The 20,155-nt window shown below is 72.4% G+C and carries 16 protein-coding genes; 11 read left to right on the top strand and 5 right to left on the bottom strand.

The window, feature by feature from the left end; all coding sequences use genetic code 11:
• The first annotated feature begins 97 nt into the window (after window positions 1–97).
• The gene (locus AB0I49_RS03055) at window positions 98–1,384 is read left to right on the top strand and encodes an MFS transporter (RefSeq protein WP_363225046.1); all 1,287 of its coding nucleotides are present in this window, start codon (window positions 98–100) and stop codon (window positions 1,382–1,384) included.
• Complete coding sequence (locus AB0I49_RS03050; protein WP_363225044.1) at window positions 1,381–2,430, top strand: pyridoxamine 5'-phosphate oxidase family protein; 1,050 nt, start codon at window positions 1,381–1,383, stop codon at window positions 2,428–2,430. Before AB0I49_RS03055 ends, AB0I49_RS03050 begins: the two co-directional genes overlap by 4 nt.
• Here AB0I49_RS03050 and AB0I49_RS03045 read toward each other — a convergent pair.
• The gene (locus AB0I49_RS03045) at window positions 2,372–3,451 is read right to left on the bottom strand and encodes a LysR family transcriptional regulator (RefSeq protein WP_363225043.1); all 1,080 of its coding nucleotides are present in this window, start codon (window positions 3,449–3,451) and stop codon (window positions 2,372–2,374) included. The two genes, AB0I49_RS03050 and AB0I49_RS03045, sit on opposite strands and share 59 nt — an antisense overlap.
• Before the next feature lie 312 nt (window positions 3,452–3,763).
• Between AB0I49_RS03045 and AB0I49_RS03040 the strand changes: the two genes are divergently transcribed.
• The 6 genes from AB0I49_RS03040 to AB0I49_RS03015 all read left to right on the top strand — a co-directional run bounded on the left by AB0I49_RS03040 (window position 3,764) and on the right by AB0I49_RS03015 (window position 7,848).
• Complete coding sequence (locus AB0I49_RS03040; RefSeq protein ID WP_363225042.1) at window positions 3,764–4,666, top strand: diiron oxygenase; 903 nt, start codon at window positions 3,764–3,766, stop codon at window positions 4,664–4,666.
• A 181-nt stretch (window positions 4,667–4,847) separates the two neighbouring features.
• Window positions 4,848–5,702, top strand: coding sequence for a hypothetical protein (locus AB0I49_RS03035; protein ID WP_363225041.1), 855 nt, complete (start codon window positions 4,848–4,850; stop codon window positions 5,700–5,702).
• Window positions 5,684–6,184, top strand: coding sequence for a holo-ACP synthase (acpS, locus tag AB0I49_RS03030; RefSeq protein ID WP_363225040.1), 501 nt, complete (start codon window positions 5,684–5,686; stop codon window positions 6,182–6,184). Before AB0I49_RS03035 ends, acpS begins: the two co-directional genes overlap by 19 nt.
• 62 nt (window positions 6,185–6,246) lie before the next feature.
• A complete protein-coding gene (locus tag AB0I49_RS03025) occupies window positions 6,247–6,489 on the top strand; it encodes an acyl carrier protein (protein ID WP_363225039.1) in 243 nt (80 codons plus the stop codon).
• A gap of 16 nt (window positions 6,490–6,505) precedes the next feature.
• Window positions 6,506–6,955: a MaoC family dehydratase gene (locus tag AB0I49_RS03020; protein WP_363225038.1), complete on the top strand. Its 450-nt coding sequence runs from the start codon at window positions 6,506–6,508 to the stop codon at window positions 6,953–6,955.
• Between the two features lie 71 nt (window positions 6,956–7,026).
• Window positions 7,027–7,848, top strand: coding sequence for an SAM-dependent methyltransferase (locus tag AB0I49_RS03015; RefSeq protein WP_363225037.1), 822 nt, complete (start codon window positions 7,027–7,029; stop codon window positions 7,846–7,848).
• Window positions 7,849–7,936: 88 nt separating this feature from the next.
• Here the strand turns inward: AB0I49_RS03015 and AB0I49_RS03010 are convergent, their stop codons facing one another.
• Window positions 7,937–9,031 (bottom strand): helix-turn-helix domain-containing protein, encoded by a 1,095-nt coding sequence (locus AB0I49_RS03010; RefSeq protein ID WP_363225036.1) that lies wholly within the window; start codon window positions 9,029–9,031, stop codon window positions 7,937–7,939.
• 306 nt (window positions 9,032–9,337) lie between these two features.
• Between AB0I49_RS03010 and AB0I49_RS03005 the strand changes: the two genes are divergently transcribed.
• The 3 genes from AB0I49_RS03005 to AB0I49_RS02995 all read left to right on the top strand — a co-directional run bounded on the left by AB0I49_RS03005 (window position 9,338) and on the right by AB0I49_RS02995 (window position 17,264).
• Window positions 9,338–10,021, top strand: coding sequence for a hypothetical protein (locus AB0I49_RS03005; RefSeq protein WP_363225035.1), 684 nt, complete (start codon window positions 9,338–9,340; stop codon window positions 10,019–10,021).
• Between the two features lie 73 nt (window positions 10,022–10,094).
• Window positions 10,095–12,164, top strand: a complete 2,070-nt coding sequence (locus tag AB0I49_RS03000) for a flotillin family protein (protein ID WP_363225034.1) — start codon at window positions 10,095–10,097, stop codon at window positions 12,162–12,164.
• 210 nt (window positions 12,165–12,374) lie between these two features.
• Window positions 12,375–17,264: a DNA repair ATPase gene (locus tag AB0I49_RS02995; RefSeq protein ID WP_363225429.1), complete on the top strand. Its 4,890-nt coding sequence runs from the start codon at window positions 12,375–12,377 to the stop codon at window positions 17,262–17,264.
• A gap of 31 nt (window positions 17,265–17,295) precedes the next feature.
• On the opposite strand, the gene AB0I49_RS02990 is transcribed toward AB0I49_RS02995, so the two are convergent.
• From AB0I49_RS02990 to AB0I49_RS02980, 3 genes are all read right to left on the bottom strand, one after another.
• On the bottom strand, window positions 17,296–17,919 hold the full coding sequence (locus AB0I49_RS02990; protein ID WP_363225033.1) for a hypothetical protein: 624 nt from the start codon (window positions 17,917–17,919) through the stop codon (window positions 17,296–17,298).
• Between the two features lie 285 nt (window positions 17,920–18,204).
• Complete coding sequence (locus AB0I49_RS02985) at window positions 18,205–18,870, bottom strand: response regulator transcription factor (RefSeq protein ID WP_363225032.1); 666 nt, start codon at window positions 18,868–18,870, stop codon at window positions 18,205–18,207.
• Window positions 18,867–20,147 (bottom strand): histidine kinase, encoded by a 1,281-nt coding sequence (locus AB0I49_RS02980; protein WP_363225031.1) that lies wholly within the window; start codon window positions 20,145–20,147, stop codon window positions 18,867–18,869. Before AB0I49_RS02980 ends, AB0I49_RS02985 begins: the two co-directional genes overlap by 4 nt.
• Between the last annotated feature and the right edge of the window lie 8 nt (window positions 20,148–20,155).

Below are 20,155 nucleotides of genomic sequence, written 5' to 3'. Positions count from 1 at the left end.
CTAGGCGAGGGCCGGGCAAGAAGGTAACGTACCGTCTCACTTCCCAGAGATGGTCCCGTACGGTATCTTCTCCCGTATGACGCCAGTGACGCCTGTGATGGCTCGCCCACCGGTCCCCGTCCGGCGGCTGTGGGCAGCGGTGCTCTGCGGGTACATGGCGCTGGGCGCCACCCTCCAGTCGCTGCCGTCCTATGTCGTCCAGCACTTCCACGGCGGCCCGCTGATCGCCGGCACGGTCGTGGGCATCGCCTTCCTGGCCACCGCCTGCGCGCGGCCCTTCGCCGGCCGGCTCGCCGACGCCGGGTTCGCCCGCCCGGTCGTGGCGACCGGCGGCGTGCTCGGCGCGATCGGCGGCGCGGGGCACCTCGTCGCGCCCAATCCGGGCACCTTGATGGCGGCCCGGCTGATCATGGGCGTCGGCGAGGCCGCGCTGTTCTCGGGCGCCATTCCCTGGGTGCTCGCGGACACGCCGCCGCAGCGCCGGGGCCGGGTGGCGGGCTGGTTCGGCCTGTCGATGTGGGGCGGGCTGGCGCTCGGCCCCGTCGTCGCCGTCGGCCTCAACCGGCTGAGCGGATACGACGGCGTGTGGTGGGGCGTGATCGTGCTCGGCATCGCCTCCGCCGTCCTCGTGCTCACCACCTCCGGCGACAACCGCAACGACGACGGGCTCTCCCCGCTGCCGAAGGGCTTCCGCGAGATCGTGCCCGTGGGCGCGTCGCTGCCGGGCCTGGCCTTCGGCCTCTCCAGCTACGGGTACGGCACCGTCAACGCCCTGCTCGTCCTGCACTTGCACCACGACGGGATCGGCGGCGAGAGCGCGGCCCTCGCCGTGTTCGCCGCGGGCTTCCTGCTCGCCCGCGCCCTCGGCTCTCCGCTGGTCGACCGCAAGGGCGGGGTGCGGGTCGCGCTCGGCTCCCTCGTCGTGGAGGCCGTCGGCCTGCTGCTGATCGCGGGTACGGGGAACGAGGTGCTCGCGCTGGCCGGCACCGTCCTCGCCGGCGCGGGCGTCGCCCTCATGTACCCGGCCACGGTCGCCATGACCCTGCACCGCACGGGCGCCCTGCGGCCGGGCACCTCCGTCGGCGTCATGACCTCGTACTGGGACCTCGGCATCATGGCCGCGGGCCCCCTCGGCGGGCTGATCGCCGGTCATGCCGGGTACCCGACGTCCTTCGCCGTCGCCGCCGGCACGACCGTACTCAGCCTGCTGGTGGTCGTGACCGCCCTGCGCGACCCGGCGGCGACGCCGGTGCGCGACGCGGCGCCGAAGCCGGACGGCCGCCCGGCGGCGGCCGAGCGGTCCGCGGCGAACGGCCGTCCGACCGGCGGTGCGACGGCCGCGGACGAGGCCCCCGCGCCGACGCCGGGCCGGGGGCCGGCGTGAGTCCCGCGCCCCGGGGCCGTACGGCCCCCCGCGAGGCCGTATCGCCCGACGCCATCTACCACGAGGGCGAACGGGCCGTTCAGCGGGCCGCCGGGGTCGAGGCGGAGGCCGACCGGGTCTCCGTCATCCACGGCACGCGCGTCGAGCTGACGGCCCAGGCGTTCCTGTCGTCCGTGTCCTGCGTCGCGCTGGGCGCGGCCGACGCGGAGGGCCGGATGTGGGCGTCGGTGCTGCTCGGCGAGGCGGGGTTCGTACGGGCCTCACCGGGCTCGGTGCGCGTCCTCGGGCGGCCGGAGGCGAACGCACCCGACGCCCCGGCAACCCCCGACGCCCCGCCAACTCCCGAAGCCTCGGCAATTCCCGACGCCTCGGCGGCCCCCGACGCCCCTGACTCCTCGGGGGAAGCCGAACTCCCCACCAGCGACCTGAGCCCCGACGACCCCATCGGCCCCCGCGAGCCCGGCGACCCCGTGGGCCTCATCGCCATGGACTTCACCCGAAGACGCCGGCTGCGCGTCAACGGCCGCGTCCGCTCCTGGGGCCCCCGGCTGATCGAGCTGGGCGTGGACGAGGCGTACGGGAACTGCCCCCGCTTCATCCACCGACGCCCGCTCGACACCGGCCTCCTCGCGCACGGCAGGCGCACCACGTCCCACCGTGAACTGGGCTACTGGGACACGGAGTTGATCAGCCGCGCGGACACCCTGTTCATCGCGACGAAGCACCCGGAGGCGGGGGCCGACGTCTCGCACCGGGGCGGCCCGGCCGGCTTCCTACGGGTCGCCGGGCCGAACCGCGTGCAGCTCCCGGACTACGCGGGCAACGCCATGTTCAACACGCTCGGGAACCTGTGGAGCGACCCCCGCGTCGGCCTCGTCCTCCGCGACTTCGCCACCGGCGACACGGTCCAGCTCACCGGCCGCGCGGCCATCGAGCACGAACCACCGCGCACGGTTTGGGGGTTGGAGGTCGAGCGGGTCGTCGACATCACCGTCGATCGGGTGGTACGGACCCGGAGCGCACGGGCTTCCAGCGCACCGTGGTGAACGTGGAGCCGGCCGGCGGCCCGGCCTCGCGCGCGGCGCCCGTGCGCACGGCGGTATCCGTGCGCGCGGTGGCGTCCGGCGGGGCGGCGCCGGCCGCGGCGGCGTCCAGCGTGGTCGGGTGCAGCGGGTCGCAGACGGGCCCGCCCTTCGTCCGGGAGCGGGCCAGGGCCACGAACCGCGGGGTGAGGGGATGCGGGCGCACCGCGTCCCAGCAGAGCAGGACCGGCAGCGGCGGCGCGTCCACGACCGGCCGGTACACCACCCAGGGGTGCGGGTGCAGACACGGCGTCAGCGCGCTGGACAGCCCTATCCCGCGCCCGGCGGCGATGGCCTCCAGCCACTCCTCCAGATTGTGCACGCCGATCACCGGCCGGTCCGTGCTCCCGCCGTCCTTCCAGATGGTGCGCATCGTGGTGCCCGAGATGAGGTTGAGTACGAGCGGGTCGTGCCGGATGTCGTCCAGCGTCACCTCGCGCAGCACCGCCGCCGGGTGCCCTTTGGGCAGGGCGGCGACGCGTGACTCCTCGTACAGCCGCACATGCTTGATGGCCGGGTCCGTCAGCGTGCCCCGCAGGATGGCGGCGTGGCTGCGGCCGTCCTCCAGGCCCGCGTACGGCACGTCGTCGATGCGCCGCAACTCCACCCGCGCGCCCGGATTCTGTTCCTCGAACTCCTTGATGAGCGGGGCGGTGTCCCGGCCCAGCGCGTTCCAGGAGAAGCCGACGCGCAGTGTCGAGCATCGGGAGGCGGTGGCCTTGACGGCGTCGTCGGCGGCGGCCACGGCGCGTGCCGCGTAGGGCAGAAACCGCTCTCCCGCCGCCGATAACGACACGCCATTATGTCCGCGTTCGATCAGTTTTTGACCGACGATGTGTTCCATTTGCGCAATAGTCCGGCTGAGCGCCGACTGAGAGGCCCAGAGCGCCTCGGCGGCTCCCCGGAAACTGCGGTGCTCGACCAGCGTGAGAAAAGATCGTAAGTGCCTGAGTTCAAGATCAGAACTTCCGCTGAGCTTCGCCATCTATCGTCTCCCCCGTCTTTCACCTGGGCCGATGCGTCTCGCGCATCACCCTTGCGATCTTGGCACTTCCCGGGTCCGACTCGTCGTGTCTAGTGTGTGGCGCATGGCCGGGATGCCAAGAGAACGGGCCCCCCAGACCACGCCAGCAAGGTACTCCCCAAAGGTAAGTGCCGCCACCACACATGTATGTCCGGACTGCGAAGATCGCGTAAAAGGCAATCCGGCCGCCCGGACGCATGCCCATGTCCGGCCGTCGGCATGCGTTTCCGTTCCGGCGTTTACCGCCGAGTGGCACAGCAAAGGAGAGAGTGTATGGCCGCCGTCGACACCCTGGCCACGGAGAGGTTCGGAAAAATCCTGGCCAGGCTCCAGGAAAAGGCCATCCAGGATTATTACAACCCTTACAAGACGTTCGCCTGGCCGGACGCGCTGCCCACCGATGTGCCCTGGATGACGCGCGAGCTGACCAGCACGCACGGCACGGCGGCGGGGGAGGAGCTCACCGCGGCCCAGTTGACGGAGTTGAGCCGCTGGGAGAGCGTGAACTTCTACAGCCTGAATGTCCACGGCATTCGCGAGCTGCTCACCGAGGTGGTCAACCGCATCCATATGCCCGGCTTCGAGGTGCCCTCGGACTTCTTCCACCACTTCATCGGCGAAGAGAACGAACACATGTGGTTCTTCGCCGAATTCTGCCTGCGCTACGGCGGAAAGCTCTACCCGACGGCCGTTCCGTTCAAGGCGGCCGGCTCCGGCGACGCCGATGTGGACGTGGAGCACTTCCTGGTGTTCTCGCGCATTCTCCTCTTCGAGGAGATCGTCGACCATTACAACCTGACCATGGCGGACGACGAACACCTCCACGACACGATTCGCCAGGTCAACCGGATACACCACCGCGACGAATCCCGGCACATCGCATTCGGCCGCGAACTCGTCTCGCTCCTCTACGAACCGCTGCGCGAACGCCTCGACGCGGAACAGCGCCGCGAGGTCGCCGATTATCTCAAGCGCTACATCGCCTACAGCCTGCAGTCCTTCTACAACCCGCAGGTGTACAAGGACGCGGGCATCAGCGACCCGCTGGGATTCCGCAGGCGGGTCCTGGAGGACCCCGCGCGCCGGGCCCATGAGCGGAAGGCCGTGCGCAAGCCGATGGGCTTCTTCGCGAAGGCCGGGATATTCGAGGACGAGGAACTGCCGCTCGTCGCCTGACGGGGCCGGACGCCCACCCGATAAACAGAGTTCCGCTTCCGGCGAGGCATTGGCGAGCCGACGCGAGCTCCCGCGAGCAGCGAGCCCGCGCCGAAGAGCTTGCGCCGAAGAGCCCGCGCAGAAGAGTCCGCGCCGAAGAGTCCGTGCACAGTACGTCCGCGACAAGGAAAGAGGTGATCTCATGTCCTCGACCGCCCCGGCGCACCGGCCGTCCCCCGGCCTCGCAGCGCTCGGCCCCGAGGCCACCCAGCTCCTGAACCTCCTGGACGAGACCTTTCGGGGGTGGGGTGAGCGGCGCGGCGCGCTGCCGCTGACGATGCCGCCGCTGCTACCGGTCGCCGACCTGGCCGCCCTCGACTTTTACGAGAACTTTCCGCAACTCGCCGTCGTCGCCTCCACCCTGGACGTCGCCGACACAGCCGGTCGCGCCGCCGAGGCCCGTACGGGCTCCTTCGCCCCCGACAGCCTCGGACCCGCCGCCCTCGCCCTGCCGTCGGCGGCCTGCTACGGCGTCTTCCTGCACCACGCCGGGCAGTCGGTCGACGGCGCGCGGACGGTGACGGTGCTCGGCCGCTGCTACCGCAACGAGGACCGGTACGAGGGGCTGCGCCGCCTGCTGGGCTTCCATATGCGGGAGATCGTGGCCCTCGGCACGTACGAGCACACCCAGCACCACCTGGCCGTCTACGGGCAGCAGGTGCGGGGCTTCGCCGAGGCCGCCGGGCTCCCGGTGGAGAAGGAGGTCGCCTCCGACCCCTTCTACGACAAGGGCGGCTCCCGCGCCGTGCTCCAGCAACTCGCGCCTGTGAAGCACGAGTTCGTCTACGCGGAGACCGCCATCGCCTCGGTCAACGTGCACCGCAACTTCTTCGGGGAGCGGTGCGGCATCCGGATCGAGGCGACGGACGAGCCGGTGTTCACCAGCTGTGTGGCCTTCGGCCTGGAGCGCTGGATCTTCGCCCTGGAGCACCGCTACGACGGCGACTGGGACAAGGCGTTCTCGGCCGTCGAGGACGCGTGCGCGGCCGTCACGTGACGACCGCCCCCGCCGCGCCGGCGGCCCCCTCGGCGTCGGTCGCCGCCTCCCCGGCGGCGGCCCCCTCCCCGCCGCCGGCCGCCGGAGTGCTCTCCGGGCTCGCCCTGCGCACCGGCGCGGACATCCTCCCCGTCAGCCGCGTCGAGGGCATGGTGCGCGGCTCCGGGGAGCGCTTCCTCGCCACCCTCCTCACCCCCGGCGAGCTGAGCGCCTGCGCCACCGACAACGGCACGTTCCTGCCCGCCGTGGCCGGCCGGCTCGCCGCCAAGGAAGCCGTCTTCAAGACGTTCCACACGCCGCTGAGCAGCCTCCCCTGGCTCTCCATCGAGATCCGCAAGGCCCCCGGCGGCTGGCCCGAGGCCGTGCTGCACGGCGCGGCGCGGCGGCTCGCCGACGCGGCCGGCCTCGCGGACCTGAGCCTGAGCATCAGCCACGACGGCGGATTCGCCTTCGCCGTCGCGGTGGCGACCGTACGCCGCTGACGCTCACGTACCGAAGCGAACAGCACCGATACCGAAGCGAACCCACGGAAGGACACCCCGACATGGCCCGCCCCATTGACCAGGTCAAGGCATGGATTCTCAAGCGCCACCCGGAGCGCGGTGACATCGCCTCCGACCTCGACCTCATCGACAACCGGCTGATCGACTCCCTCGCCTTCGCCGAGTTCCTCTTCCTCCTGGAGGAGGTCGGCGGGCAGCCCATCGACCGCGACAGCCTCGCCGTCGACGACTTCCGCACGCTGGACCGGATCGAGGCGAAGTACCTGGGCGCCACGGTCGGCTGAGCGGAGACGAGAAGAGATGCTGCGCTACGTCGAGGACTACGAAGAGGGCCGGACGTACGAGCTCGGTACGTACAAGGTCACCGAGCAGGAGATCATCGAGTTCGGCCGGAAGTTCGACCCCCAGCCGTACCACGTGGACGCGGAGTTGGGGGAGGAGTCGCTCTTCCACGGCCTGGTGGCCAGCGGCTGGCACACCTGCGCCATGTTCATGCGGCTCTACGTGGACGCGCTGCTGCCCGGCGCGGCGGTCGAGGGCTCGCCGGGCGTCGACGAGCTGCGCTGGCTGCGGCCGACCCGCCCCGGCGACATCCTCACCGGGCGGCTCACCGTCACCGGCATCACCCCGTCGATGACCCGCCCGGACTGCGCGACCCTGCACAAGCGGGGCGAACTCACCGACGCCGAGGGCCTTCCGGTCATGCGGCTGACCCTCTACAGCATGTTCCGGCGCCGGCCGCGCGAGTGAGCCCGCCGCCCCCGGCCGCTCCCTTCGCCCAGCCCACGCCCGTGACACCGGAGTACGGAGGAAGACGAGAGATGGAAGCTGTTTCGCACACCTCGCAGTGGACCGCGGCCGCCCGCGCCCTGGAGACCGAACGGGACGACGCGCTCTTCCGCGACGACCTGGCCCGCCCGCTCGCCTCGGAGACCGGGTTCGAGCTGCTGAAGAAGTACGGCGGCGGCGGGCTCGCGGACTTCGTGTCCATCCGCACCAAGTACCTGGACGACGCCATCGCCGCCCATGTGCGCGACGGCGGCATCCGCCAGGTCGTCCTCATCGCCGCCGGCATGGACGCGCGGGCCTTCCGGCTCACCTGGCCCACCGACGCCGTCGTCTACGAGGTGGACCACTCGGCGCTCTTCGAGGTCAAGGAGCGGCGGCTGGCCGAGGTGGACGCCAAGCCGTCCGTGGACCGGCGGGTGGTGGGCGCGGACCTCACCAAGCCGTGGCTGTCGTCCCTGTACGAGGCCGGGTTCGACCCCGAGAAGCCGACGCTGTGGGTGGCCGAGGCGCTGCTGTTCTTCCTCACCGACGACCAGGTGCGCTCCCTGCTCGACCTGCTCGCGGAGGGCTCCGCGCCGGGCAGCCACGTGGCGCTGGACGTATTGAGCGAATCGCTGCTGAAGAATATCGGCACCCAGATCTTCCTGAGCGCCCTGAAGGCGGACGGCATTCCGTGGCTGTTCGGCACCGATGACCCCGAGGGCTATTTCGCGCTGTCCGGCTGGCAGGTGAACCGGCTGAACGAGCCCGGCGAGGAGGGCATCGGCAAGGGCCGCTGGCCGTACGAGGTGTTCCCGCGGGATGTCCCCAACATCCCGCGCAACTGGCTGCTGCACGCCGAGTACCAGGGCTGAGCAGCCCCCCGAGGCCGGCCGTGGCACGCCCCTTCCCCCGTCGCCACGGCCGGCCCCGGCACGTCCGCACGCCTCACGGCCCCCGCGCCTACAGCTCCTTCCGCGGCCAGTCCAGCAGCCGGGCCCCGATCACCGCGGTCTGCAAGGTGTAGCGGTGCATCGGGTCGGCGGGGTCGGAGCCCGTCAGCTCGTGGATGCGCTTGAGGCGGTAGGTGAAGGCCCGGACGCTCAGGGCGAGACGGCGGGCGGCCTCCGCGGCGACGCAGCCGGAGTCGAAGTACGCGTCGAGCGTCGCCAGCAGCGGCTCCGGGCCGCCGCGCGCCTCCCGCAGCGGGGCCAGCGTGGAGCGCACCAGATCGGTCAGGGCCTGCCGGTCGCGGGTCAGGACCGGGAAGACGAGGAGGTCGGCGGCGCGCAGCACCGGCGCGTCGAGGGCCATCTTCGCGGCGAGGTCCAGCGCGCCCAGCGCCTCCTCGTAGGAGTGCACGACGCCGCCCGCGCCCTCGTGCGGGCGGCCCACGGCCACCTGCCCGCCGTCGGTGGCGGCGTGCGCCTGCTTGGTGAAGTAGCGCAGCACGTCGTCCTCGTCGGCCGGCGCCACGCAGATCAGCCGGCCGTCCTTGGTGGTCAGCAGGATGCGGCGCTCGCTGAACCGGCCGTTGAGCGCCGTCTCCACCCGGCGCATCGCCGGGTGCGCGTCGTCGTACGGCTCCGGGCCCGTGGCGACGGCCACGGCGTGCGCGTGGGCGAGCCGCAGCCCGAACCGCTCGGCGCGCCCGGCGAGGCGGCCCAGGTCGCTGCGCCCGTACAGCAGGTCGTCGATGAACTCGCGGCGCGCGGCCTCCTCCTGCCGCACGGCCAGCCGCTGCGCGTGCTCGTACCCCTCGGCGAAGGCGTCGATGGCCTGCTCGGTCACGGCAAGGACGGACTCGGCGGTGGCGCGCAGGCCGCGCGCCGCGGCCGGGCCGGACGGCGCGGGCAGCTCGGACCACAGGGCCCGGGTGGCGGCGAGGTGGGAGACGACGAGCGTGCGCAGGCCGTGGCCGCTCTCCCCGGCGCGTTCGCCGAGGGTGCGGCGCGACTCCAGTTCGGCGCGGTTGAGCCGCCGGCCGGTCGCCGACACCTCGGTGAGCAGCTCGGCGTAGCCGGCCAGGTAGTCCTCGGTCGGCTCCGGCTTTGTCACGTGCTCTCTCCACCTCTTGACGCGCCTTTGACGGGTTCTTAACGCGCGGTCTCCAGGGTGGCAGACGCCCGAAGGGGGCAGCACCCGGCATCAGGGAAGCATAAAGATTGCCGGGATCCGGCAATGCGCACGCCTGTTCCCACCTGCCAATATGTACATGGGGGAACAACGGGGGACACGGGGGACGGCCTCGGTGCCAGGTTCCGGAAACGGAACCGGCGCCGAGGCCCGCCCACGGCGCCGTCCCCGCGCAATCGCCGGACCCCATGGGGGGTTCGCGAGCAAGAGGACGAAGGGACGGGGTCTGTGGACGACTTCCTCGCAGCCGCGCTCGGCTTCCCGGCCGTCGTGTTCAGCTTCGCGCTGGTGGTCGTCGTCGCGTACTGGCTGCTCGTCCTCGTCGGCGGCATCGACTCCGACGGCCACGGCCACCACGACCTCTCCGACGGACACTCCTCGGACGGACATGCCTCCGACGGCCCCGGCGGGGTCACCGGCCTCGTCGCAGCCGTCGGCCTCGGCGGCGTGCCGATCACCGTCGTCCTGTCGCTGCTGACCGCCCTCGCCTGGTTCCTCGCCCTCGCCGGAACGGTCCTGCTGGAGAAAATCGACGCCCAGGGGCTGACGCGTACGCTCCTCGGCGCGGGCGTCCTGGCGGGCGCCGTCGTGGGCTCCTGGGCCGTCACCTGGGTGCTCGTACGGCCGCTGCGCCGCCTCTTCCCCGACGAACGGCCGCCCTCGCGGCTGGACTTCGTCGGCCGGATCTGCGTGGTGCGCACCGGCCGGGTGGACAGCCGGTTCGGGCAGGCCGAGGTGGCCGCCGAGGACGGCTCCACGGCGATCATCCAGGTGCGTACGGACGAGACGGGGCTCGCCGCGGGCGCGACGGCGCTGATCTTCGACTACGACGCCGACGGCGAGTTCTTCCGCGTCGGGGCCTTCGAAGCGCCGTTCGGCACGGCGCTCGACCCCGGCAGTCCGGCGTACTGACCGGCCGGGCCCCCTTTTATACGGGTTTATACGGACTTCCCTTTACCGCAACTGATTCGACAGAGGTTCCGCCATGGATACCACCGCCATCGGGATCGGCGTGCTCGTCGCCGTCCTGCTGCTCGTCGCCCTCGGGGTGCTGTTCACCGTCAGCCGACTGTTCCGCAAGGTCGAGCAGGGCAGGGCGCTGATCATCTCCAAGACGAAACGGGTCGATGTCACCTTCACCGGCGCCGTGGTGCTGCCGGTGCTGCACAAGGCCGAGTACATGGACATCTCGGTGAAGACCATCGAGATCCGGCGCACCGGCCGCGAGGGCCTGATCTGCCAGGACAACATCCGCGCCGACATCCACATCAATTTCTTCGTGCGCGTCAACAAGACCGTCGAGGACGTCGTGAAGGTGGCCCAGGCCATCGGCACCCAGCGCGCCAGCGACCCGCGCACGCTCCAGGAGTTCTTCGCGGCGAAGTTCTCCGAGGCGCTCAAGACGGTCGGCAAGCAGCTGGACTTCGTCGACCTCTACACCAAGCGCGAGGAGTTCCGGGACCGCATCATCGCGGTCATCGGCACCGACCTCAACGGCTACCACCTCGAAGACGCCGCGATCGACTTCCTTGAGCAGACGCCGATGGCGCAGCTCGACTCCGCGAACATCCTGGACGCCCAGGGCATCCGCAAGATCACCGAGCTGACGGCGATCGAGCACGTGCGCACCAACGAGTACCAGCGCACGGAGGAGAAGGAGATCACCCGGCAGAACGTCGAGGCGCGCGAGGCGGTCCTGGAGCTGGAGCGCCGCCAGGCGGAGGCCGAGGTCAAGCAGACCCGCGAGATCGAGACCGTACGGGCCAAGGAAGAGGCCGAGACGGCGCGGGTGCAGGCCGAGGAGCGGCTGCGGTCGCACAGCGCGCACATCAAGACCGAGGAAGCGCTCGGCATCCAGGGCGAGAACCGCGACCGCGAGGTCGCCGTGGCGCAGAAGAACCGTGAGCGCGTCATCGCCATCGAGAACGAGCGCATCGAGAAGGACCGGCTGCTGGAGGTCATCGCCCGCGAGCGGGAGACGCAGCTGCGGCGCATCGCCGCCGACAAGGAGGTCGAGGCCGAGAAGCGGGAGATCGCGGACGTCGTCCGGGAGCGCATCGCGGTCGAGAAGACCGTCGCCGCCCAGGAGGAGGAGATCAAGAAGCTCCGTACGGTCGAGGAGGCCGAGCGGGAGCGCCAGGCGCTGATCATCCGGGCCGAGGCCGAGGCGCAGGAGCGGCTGGTCAAGGACATCAAGGCGGCGGAGGCCGCCGAGCAGGCGGCCGGCCACCGGGCCGCCGAGACGCTGGCCATGGCCGAGGCCCGGCGCAAGGCCGCCGACCTCGACGCGCAGGCCGCCGTACAGCTGGCCGAGGGCAAGCGCGCGGACGCCGCGGCCGTCGGGCTCGCCGAGGCGGAGGTGCGCGAGCGCAACGCCGAGGCCATCGCGAAGGTCGGCCGCGCCGAGGCGGAGGTCGCCAAGGAGAAGGCGTTCGCGGGTGCCGAGGGGCTGAAGCAGAAGCTGAAGGCCGAGGCCGAGGGGCTCACGGAGAAGGCGGCGGCGATGGCCGCGCTGGACGCGGCGAGCCGCGGTCACGAGGAGTTCCGGCTCCGCCTGGAGGCCGAGAAGGACGTCCGGCTGGCCGGCATCGACGTGCACCGGCAGGTCGCCGAGGCGCAGGCCACGGTGCTCGCCACCGGCCTGGAGAACGCGAAGATCGACATCGTCGGCGGGGAGAGCGTCTTCTTCGACCGCCTCGTGAACTCCATCGCGCTGGGCAAGGGCGTGGACGCCTTCGTCGGCAACTCCGAGTCGGTGCGGACCATGGCCGGCCCGTGGCTGGACAAGGACGGCTCGACCTTCACGCAGGACCTCGGCGCGATGCTGAGCGGCCTGGGCGCGGACGGCGTGCGCGATCTGACGATCGCCGGGGCGCTGACCAAGCTCATCGCGGGCGGCGGCCCGCAGGCGGGCGCCCTCAAGGGCCTGCTGGAGTCCGCGAAGGCGGGCGGGCTCGCCGATGTGAAGCTCACGGACCTGGCGGGTCCGGCGCGGCTCAACGGCGGACAGCCGGGCGGCGCGCAGCTCAACGGCGCGGCGGCCGGGGCGAAGTAGCCCCCGAGCGCAGGCCGGGCCGCGCCCCCAGGGGCGGGGGCCCGGCCTGCGCGTGGCCGAGGCGGAACGTAACGACGGGCCCAGGCCCGCCGCGCACAGCGGAAGTACCAGGGAGTTGGGGTGGACGTGAACACCGAGGGCCGGGACGGGCGCGCGGAGCGTGAGGAGAGCGCGGGGGCGGCCGGCGGGCTCGACGCCGGTACGTACGAGGTGCTGCGCGACCGGCTCGCCGCCCAGGCCTCCGAGCTGGCCCGCGGCGCCGAGGCGCTGAACGCGCGGCGCGTGGAGACCTTCGGCTCCACCGAGCTGCGCCTCCTCGGCACCGAGCAGATCCGCACCGAGCAGCGGTGCGTGCCGCGCGACGTCGCCGCCGTCGGCGGGCGCCTCCTCCTCGGCTACACCACCCCGGACAGTGCGGGCACCGAGACCGCCGTCGGGGACGTCTTCGCGCTGCACACCCTGCGCCGCGCGGACGACGGCGAGGGCGTCGCCCTCGAAGAGGCCGACGAGCAGGACCTCCCCGAGCTGCTCCACGACTCCGCCTTCCAGCGCGAGTTCGGCGAGCTGCACCGCTACTACCGCGCCGCCGCCCTGCGCCGCCTGCGGCGCGTCGACGGCAAGCTCCTCGCCGTCTTCCGCACCGGCCCCAACGACGGCGACCTGCGCGTCCTGCGCTGGCAGCTCGCCGCCGACGGCACGCCCCGCTACCTCGACGCGCGCGGCGAGCGCGACCACACCGACCCGCCGTCGCAGGAGATCGAGTGGACCGCCGCCACCCGCGACGACCATGTGCTCGGCCGCCACCCGCACGTCGCGATCGGCGGCGGGATCTACGTCTCCACCGTCGGCGGCGCCCTCACCGTCAAGACCGAGAACACCACCGAGTCCGGTACGGGCGTCTACAGCGAGCCCGTCGAGGAGCCGCTCCAGTCGCTGGCCGACGCGGACATCGAGCACGCCCGCATCGGCCCGCTCGTGCTGCTGCGCGTACGCCCGTACAACGAGAGCGTCCGGCGCCACCTCGTCTACAACGCCACCACCCGCACCGTCGTGCGGCTCGACGGCATCGGCCAGGCGTGCCTGCGCCTCCCCGACGACCAGGGCGTCATCTTCCCCGGCGGCTACTGCCTCGCCACCGGCGCCGCCCGCACCTTCGACGCCCTCGACACCGACGGCCTCGGCTACGCGGGCGCCACCCCCTCGCCCAACGGCGAGGACGTCCTCTACGCCTTCCGCGACCCCGCCGACGGCCGCACCCTGCTGCTGTCCTACAACCTCATCCGCAAGGAGGTCGCCACCCCGCTGCTGTGCCAGGGCTACGCGCTCTTCGACGACGGCACGCTCATCGCCCTGCGCGCCGGGGCCGACGAGCCGTCCCGCGTGCACGCCGTGCAGACCTGGCAGAGCCCGTACGTCTCCGAGACGTACGCCGCCGGGGCCGCGGGCACCGGGCCGCTGGAGCGGGTGGGCAACGCCGACCTGGTGCGCGGCATCTCCGAGCTGCTGACCGTGGCCCGGACCGCCGCCGAGCCCGCCGGCACCCGCGCCGGCTTCGAGGCGATCACCGACGCCTGCTCCCGGCTCACCGACCGCTTCCACTGGCTCGCGGACGACGCGCTCGGCGGCCTCCAGCAGCCCCTGGCGCTGGTGCGGGGCACCGCGGAACAGGTGCTGGCGGAGTTCGAGACCGTACAGAACCTCACCCGACAGGCCGCCGACGCGCTCGGCGAGGCCGCGTCCGACATCGCCTCGCTGGTGCGGCGCGTCCGCGGCGAGGCGCCGCGCAGCGCCGACGCCTGGGTCGCGCAGCTCACCGAACTCCGCCACTCCCAGGGCCGCCTGGAGACCCTGCGCGAGCTGCGGTACGTGGACGGCGAGCGGATCGACGCGCTGGCGGCGGAGGTGGCGGACGACATCGGCGCGACCGCGCGGCGCGCCGTGGACTTCCTCCGGCGGGACGACGCGTTCGCCGGGTACGAGGAGGACGTCGAGCGGCTGACCGCCGACGCCGAGGCCATCACCACCGTCGCCGGGGCCGCCCCCGTCGGCGAGCACCTCGACGAGCGGACCGAGGGCCTCCAGATCCTCACCGAGGTCGTCGCGGGCCTCGACATCGGCGACGCGACCGTACGCACCTCCATCCTGGAGCGGATCGCCGAGGTGCTCGGCGGCGTCAACCGCGCCCGCGCCACCCTCGCCGCGCGCCGCCGCGAACTCCTCGACCACGAGGGGCGCGCCGAGTTCGCCGCCGAGTTCGCGCTGCTCGGGCAGGCCGTCACGGGCGCGCTCGCCGCCGCCGACACGCCCGAGGCGTGCGAGGAGCAACTGGCGCGTCTGCTGCTCCAGTTGGAGAACCTGGAGGCGCGGTTCGCGGAGTCCGACGACTTCCTCACCGAGCTGTCCGCCAAGCGCACCGACGTCTACGAGGCGTTCTCCTCCCGCAAGCAGACCCTCCAGGACGCCCGCGCCCGGCACGCCGAACGCCTCGCCGACTCCGCGAACCGGGTCCTGGAGACCATCCAGCGGCGCGCCGCGACCCTCGCCGACCTCGACGCGGTCAACACCTACTTCGCGTCCGACCCCATGGTCGCCAAGGTCCGCCGCACCGCCGACGAACTGCGCGAACTCGGCGACGGCGTACGGGCCGACGAGCTCGACGGCCGGCTGAAGGCCGCCCGCCAGGAGGCCGGGCGCGCCCTGCGCGACCGCGCCGACCTGTATCTGGACGGCGGCGAGGCGATCCGGCTGGGCCGCCACCGCTTCGCCGTCAACACCCAGGCACTCGACCTGACGCTCGTACCGCACGGCGACACCCTCGCCTTCGCGCTGACCGGCACCGACTACCGCGCGCCCGTCACCGACCCCGAGTTCGCGGACACCCGCCCGTACTGGGACCAGCTGCTGCCCTCGGAGTCCGCCGACGTCTACCGCGCCGAGCACCTCGCCGCGAAGATCCTCGCCGACCACGACCCGGCCGCGCTGTACGACGCGGGCCCCGACGAGCTGGCCGCCCTGGTGCGGACCGCCGCCGACGCCGCGTACGACGAGGGGTACGAGCGCGGCGTCCACGACCATGACGCGACCGCGATCCTCGGCGCGCTGCTCGCCCTGCACGCGGAGGCGGGGCTGCTCCGTTACCCGGCGGCCGACCGCGCCGCGGCCCAGGTCTTCTGGACGCACGGCCTCGACGGCGCGGCGCGCGAGCACTGGGCGTTGCGCGTACGGTCGCTGGCGCGGGCGCGGGAGACGTTCGGGCTGGCCCCGGCGATCGCGGACCTGACGGACGAACTGGCGGCGCAGCTCGCGGCGTTCGGAGAGGCGTTCGGAGAGGCGCCCGCCTCCGGCCCGCTCGCCGCCGAATACCTCTTCGAGGAGCTGGCGGCCGGACCCGAAGGGTTCGCGGCGGGAGCCGAGGCGCGGTCGCTGATCGGGAAGTTCCGCGGGGCGATCGACGGCCCGGCGTACGAGGAGGAGCTGGCGGCCCTCGGCGGGATGCCGCTCGCCGCGCGCCGCCACCTGGCGGCGGCGTGGCTCGGCTCGTACCTGGCCGGGAGCGGCGAGGAGGCCGACCCCGGCGTCGTGGCGGAGGCCGTGGCCATCGAGCTGTGCCCCGACGCGGCGCGCTACGACTCCGAGGCGAGGCTCACGACGCGGGTGGAGGGCCTGCTGGGCGCCCACCCCAGGATCACCGGCCGCCATATGACCATCCGGCTGGACGAACTCCTCGCCCGTACCCGCGTGTTCCGCGAGGAGCGGGTGCCGGGCTTCCGCGCGTACCAGCAGCGGCGCAACCGGCTCGTGGAGGCCGAGCGGTCACGGCTGCGGGTGGACGAGTTCCGGCCCAAGGTGATGAGCGCCTTCGTCCGCAACCGCCTCCTGGACGAGGTGTACCTGCCGCTGATCGGCGGGAACCTCGCCAAGCAGCTCGGCGCGGCGGGCGACGCGAAGCGCACCGACAACAGCGGCCTGCTGCTGCTCATCTCCCCGCCGGGATACGGCAAGACGACGCTCATGGAGTACGTCGCCGACCGCCTCGGCCTGGCCCTCGTCAAGGTCAACGGCCCCGCCCTGGGGCACTCCGTCACCTCGCTGGACCCGGCGCAGGCGCCCGACGCGACCGCGCGGCAGGAGGTCGAGAAGATCAACTTCGCGCTGGAGGCGGGCAGCAACACCCTCCTCTACCTGGACGACATCCAGCACACCTCGCCCGAACTGCTCCAGAAGTTCATCTCGCTGTGCGACGCCCAGCGCCGTATCGAGGGCGTCTGGAACGGCCGTACGCGCACCTACGACCTGCGCGGCAAGCGGTTCGCGGTGTGCATGGCGGGCAACCCGTACACCGAGTCCGGCGGGCTCTTCCGCATCCCCGACATGCTCGCCAACCGCGCCGACGTGTGGAACCTGGGCGACGTGCTCTCCGGCAAGGACGACGTCTTCGCCCTCAGCTTCGTCGAGAACGCCCTGACCTCCAACCCGGTCCTGGCCCCCCTCGCGGCCCGCGAGCGGTCCGACCTCGACCTGCTGATCCGGCTGGCCCAGGGCGAGGCGGGGGTACGGTCCGACCGGCTGTCCCACCCGTACGCGCCGGCCGAACTGGACCGCGTACTGGCCGTACTGCGCCACCTACTCACGGCCCGGCGCACGGTCCTCGCCGTCAACACCGCCTACATCGCGTCGGCGGCCCGCACGGACGCCAGCCGCACCGAGCCGCCGTTCCAGCTCCAGGGCTCGTACCGCAACATGAACAAGATCGTGGAGCGGATCGCGCCCGTCATGAACGACGCCGAGCTGACCGCCGTCATCGACGACCACTACGCGGGCGAGGCCCAGACCCTGACCACGGGCGCCGAGGCGAACCTCCTGAAACTCGCCGAACTGCGCGGCACCCTCACACCCGAGCAGGCCGCGCGCTGGACGGAGATCAAGACCTCGTACGTCCGCACGCAGGCCCTCGGCGGCTCCGACGAGGACCCGCGGGTCCGTACCCTCGCGGCGCTGGGGCTGCTCGCCGACCGCATCGCGGCGGTGGAGTCCGCGATCGTACGCGCGGCCGAACCCCCGGCGGCGAGGCACCGGGGGGAGCGGGGGCAGCGGGGGTAGCGGGGCGCGTAGGGGGCTTTCCGACTGCTCGTCACAGCTGGGCGTAGGTGACGGGCCGGCCGGCCTCCGCGGCGGGCGCGGGGGCGGCGGTCTCCATGGCGGCCATCTTGTCGGCGACGCGGGCCCGGATCTTCTTGACGTAGCGGCCCGTGAAGACGGCGGGGACGACGAACCCGGCGGCCTTGCAGCAGAGCTGGAGGGCGGCACCGGCGCCGAGGGCGGAGCAGGTGAACTCGGCGGCGGCGGAGAGGGTGAAGCTGACCGTCCACACCGTGGTGATGACGGTGTTGATGCGAATGAAGTGCGGGGAGTTCCAGACCTCCTTGGGGGCGCTGCGGCGGGCGACCCCCTGCGTGAAGGGGCTCCGCAGGGCCAGGCTCGCCCAGCCGATGAGCGCCAGCCAGGCCGAGGAGATCGCGCTGTCGTGGTCGTGGAGGGAGGAGTGCGGGTCGGCGAACGCGACGACGGTCATGCCCAGTGCGAAGACGATCGTTCCGAAATCGAGAATCTGGGCATTGGCTTGCACGCCGGCCCGGCGGTCCTGAATCAGCAGAAATACGGCGCAGATCAAAGCGGCGAGGGCGCCCCATTGCCATCCGATGAGAGAGACGCCGGCATAGACGAACCACGGGGCGAAATTGCGGAGGTAGTTCATGGGAACGGGTATTCCTCTCACTCGGCGGATTCCGGGGGAGTTTTCGTCGATGTTCCTGATCCGACTGCTCCGATTGCTCCCGGCGGCAATCTCAAAATTACGGGGGAGGGGGCGAGGTGTCGTGGGGTCAGCGCCGTATCTTGCGGGTGGAGACGGGTCTCCACCCGAGGTACACCGGGGGTGGGGCGGGGGGCCGGGGGCAGGGCCCGGGGCATGCGAAGAGAGCCGCACCGCCAGGAGGGCGATCGGCTCGGCGGCGGGGCGGCGCCGACGGGGTGGGGCGCGTCAGCCTTGCGGCGCGGGCCCTTCCGGCGGCAGAACGCTCAGCGCGTAGCGCACGGCTTCGGCGCGGGAGTGCAGGTCGGCCTTGGCGAAGAGGTTGTTGATGTGCGTCTTGACGGTGGCCTCGCTGATGACGAGGCGCGCGGCGATCTCGGGGTTGCGCAGCCCGTCGCCGATCAGACGCAGCACCTCCCGCTCGCGCGCGGTGAGCATGGCGGCCTGCTCGGCGGCGGGCTTGGGCCGTCGGGTGGCGAGGGTGAGCAGCCGGCGCTGCACCTCTGGCGCGAGCACGGCCTGGCCGTGGCTGGCGCTGCGTACGGACTGAAGGATGGTGTCGCGGCCCGCGTCCTTGGTCAGATAGCCGCCGGCGCCGGCCTGGAGGGCGGCCAGGATCGACTCGTCGTCCTCGAAGGTGGTCAGGACGACCACGGTCGAATGGGGGTTGGCGGCGCGGATGCGCCCGGTGGCCTCGACGCCGTCCATGACCGGCATGTTCAGGTCCATGAGGACGACGTCGGGCTGGTGCTCGGCGACGGCGGCGACGGCTTCCTCGCCGTTGGTGGCCGTCGCCACGACGTCGACGTCGTCGTTGAGGTCGAGCATGACGGCCAGTGCCTCACGGACGGCCGTCTGGTCGTCGACGACCACCAACTTGATGCTGCTGCTCACCTGGGCACCTCCAGCTTTACGGTCCAGCCGCCCTGTGCGGTGTCCTTGAGTGCGATGTTGTCGGACCCGGCGTTGCCGGGTGCGGTGTCGCCGAGTGCGGCGTTGCCGAGCGCGGTGTTGTCGAGATCGGGTCCGGCGCGGAGGGTACCGCCCACGAGGGCGGCGCGTTCGCGCATGCCGACCAGCCCCATGCCGGTGCCTTCGGCGCCGGGGCGCGGACCGGGGGAGCGCGAGGGCCCGTTGGCGACGGTCAGGGAGACGGCATCGGCGGTGAATTCGAGCGTCATCGCGCGGGCGGCGCCGGGCGCGTACTTCATGGCGTTGGTCAGGGCCTCCTGCGCCACGCGCAGGGCGGTCTGCGCGGTTTCGACGGATACGGGCGCGGGTTCGCCGAGAACGTCGAAGGCGACCTCCTCGCTCTCGGCCATGAGCCGCAGCGTCTCCTGAAGGGGGAGGGTGTCCTCGCGCAGGGCGTGCACGGCGTGCCGGGTCTCGGCGATGCTGTCGACGGCCAGCGCCCTGGCCCGGCGCACAGCCGCGAGCGCCTCCTCGCCGCGGTCCTTCTGGCTGAGCGCGTCGGCCATGTCGAGCTGGAGCGCGATGCCGGAGAGGGAGTGGCCGAGCACGTCGTGGATCTCGCGGGCGATACGCCCCCGCTCCATGAGCGCGGCCGTACGGGCCTCGGACTCGGTGGCCCGCTGCGCCTCGGCGGCGGCGCGCCGGGCGCTGGCGAGCGCCTCGCGCCGGTCCCGTTTCGAGATGCCCATATAGACGGGCATCCCTACGGTGAGGGCCAGCCACCAGGGCCAGTAGTCGGGCGACGGGGAGAGCCGCTCGGCGATCCAGACGGTCGTGGCAGCGCTGACCGCCCCGGCCACCGCGACCCCGACGGCGGCGCGTCGGGTGGCGAGCTTCGCGCCGGCGGTGGCGGCGGCGGAGTAGGCGAAGAAGGGGGCCACGGTGTTGTGCGCGAGGGGGAGGAGCACGGCTGCCAGGACGGCGTAGCCGCCCGCGATCGCGATCTGCGTGCGGTGCGACAGCCGGGACCAGGAGAGGATCGCGGCGAAGGAGCACGCCGCGACGACGACGAAGAGCGGGACGGCGAGGAACGGGGCGACGAGGTGGGCGCGGGGCAGCTGCATCGCGGTCAGGACGGTGGCGGTGACGGCGATGAAGGGCTGGGCGAGGTCGTCGCCGGTGACGGAGCTGTAGCGGGAGGTCTCGGGTTCCGCCGGGGACTCCGATCCGGCCGGGGACTGGGATCCGGTGGACGACATGAGGGGGG

It is taken from the genome of Streptomyces sp. NPDC050617, from assembly GCF_040654795.1.
GTDB lineage: Bacteria > Actinomycetota > Actinomycetes > Streptomycetales > Streptomycetaceae > Streptomyces.
This window is presented reverse-complemented; position numbering and strand designations above follow the sequence as displayed.

Excerpts from the sequence above, each read along its gene's own strand:
- AB0I49_RS03055 (WP_363225046.1), top strand. The coding sequence starts at position 98 with ATGGCTCGCCCACCGGTCCCCGTCCGGCGGCTGTGGGCAGCGGTGCTC.
- AB0I49_RS03045 (WP_363225043.1), bottom strand. The coding sequence starts at position 3,451 with ATGGCGAAGCTCAGCGGAAGTTCTGATCTTGAACTCAGGCACTTACGA.
- AB0I49_RS03040 (WP_363225042.1), top strand. The coding sequence starts at position 3,764 with ATGGCCGCCGTCGACACCCTGGCCACGGAGAGGTTCGGAAAAATCCTG.
- AB0I49_RS03035 (WP_363225041.1), top strand. The coding sequence starts at position 4,848 with ATGTCCTCGACCGCCCCGGCGCACCGGCCGTCCCCCGGCCTCGCAGCG.
- AB0I49_RS03025 (WP_363225039.1), top strand. The coding sequence starts at position 6,247 with ATGGCCCGCCCCATTGACCAGGTCAAGGCATGGATTCTCAAGCGCCAC.
- AB0I49_RS03020 (WP_363225038.1), top strand. The coding sequence starts at position 6,506 with ATGCTGCGCTACGTCGAGGACTACGAAGAGGGCCGGACGTACGAGCTC.
- AB0I49_RS03015 (WP_363225037.1), top strand. The coding sequence starts at position 7,027 with ATGGAAGCTGTTTCGCACACCTCGCAGTGGACCGCGGCCGCCCGCGCC.
- AB0I49_RS03000 (WP_363225034.1), top strand. The coding sequence starts at position 10,095 with ATGGATACCACCGCCATCGGGATCGGCGTGCTCGTCGCCGTCCTGCTG.
- AB0I49_RS02990 (WP_363225033.1), bottom strand. The coding sequence starts at position 17,919 with ATGAACTACCTCCGCAATTTCGCCCCGTGGTTCGTCTATGCCGGCGTC.
- AB0I49_RS02980 (WP_363225031.1), bottom strand. The coding sequence starts at position 20,147 with ATGTCGTCCACCGGATCCCAGTCCCCGGCCGGATCGGAGTCCCCGGCG.